The sequence below is a fragment of the Salegentibacter tibetensis genome (assembly GCF_020164485.1).
Taxonomy (GTDB): Bacteria; Bacteroidota; Bacteroidia; order Flavobacteriales; family Flavobacteriaceae; genus Salegentibacter; species Salegentibacter tibetensis.
Window position 1 is genome coordinate 1 of sequence record NZ_JAIQZA010000092.1, and the last position, 1,059, is coordinate 1,059.

The 1,059-nt window shown below is 41.2% G+C and carries 1 protein-coding gene and 1 pseudogene; both read left to right on the forward strand.

Annotated elements, in window-relative coordinates:
- A partial coding sequence (locus LB467_RS18625) for a DUF5712 family protein (protein ID WP_224475655.1) occupies positions 1 to 420 on the forward strand: 420 nt, incomplete at its 5' end.
- A 10-nt stretch (positions 421 to 430) separates the two neighbouring features.
- Positions 431 to 1,059 (forward strand): annotated as a pseudogene (locus LB467_RS18630) (type IV secretory system conjugative DNA transfer family protein); the annotation flags it as partial.

Here is a 1,059-nt window from a genome sequence, read left to right on the forward strand (position 1 = left end):
CATATTCATATTATTGTCAGCCGAAAAGATGCCTCTAACAGGTTTAGCCTTTCGCCGGGTAGTAAGTACAAAGCCTCCTCGGTAGAACTAAATGGTAAAATAGTGCGCAGGGGGTTTGACCGGGATTCCTTTTTTAAAAATGCCGAAAAAACCTTTGATAAAACCTTTGACTATCAGCGGAATTTCGTGGAAACCTATACCGCACGAAAGGAATTTATTAAAAATCCGAACCACTATTTTACCACGCTAATGAAATTGCCTACTAAAGAAAAAGCACTTGCTTTTAAGTTGCTGCGTGAATCCGGTATCCCGATGATGCCCAGCATCCCAACCTCCCAGGTACAACTTGCCCTTAAAATTTTCAATAGGCTTCGCAAGGGAATAGATGTAGCCGTCAAATCAAGTTCTATAGGTATTTAATTTAATTGTTATGGAAATAAACAACCTTCTTACATTGATCCTAATAATCGGCCTGGTAAGTATATTTTTCTATATATGTTTTAAGCTTGTCAATCGGTTCGCTTTTATTTTGAACTGCTTGTGGCTGGTGGCGCTTTTGGGGTATGGAGTCCAGGATAGTCAATGGATTTCAGCTTTGTTATTCCTGGGTTGCCCTCTGCTGCTGATCAATACCATCTTGTATGTTTTTATGCATACGAACGAGGATAGCAAAAATATCGATCGGAAATACCAGGTAAATTTTGCGACTACAAAAGGAAAATTTAAACTGGAAAATATTAAACGGGGCGCTTCTATCATTGGCTCTGCCGGAAGCGGGAAGACCGAAAGCGTGGTGTATGGATTTCTAAAGCATTTTCAGAAGGAAGGATTTTGTGGTGTTATCCACGACTATAAAGACTTTGAACTGACCGAAATGGCTTACCCGCTTTTTAAGGACCGGGAAATTCCTTTTAAGATTATTTCCTTTGATAATATCTTCCATCGGGTCAATCCTATTGCCCCACAATACCTGGAGAACGAGGAAAGCGTGAATGAAGTTTCCCGGGTACTGGTGGAAAACCTGCTAGAGCAACGGGAATCCGGCCCCTCGGGAACTAC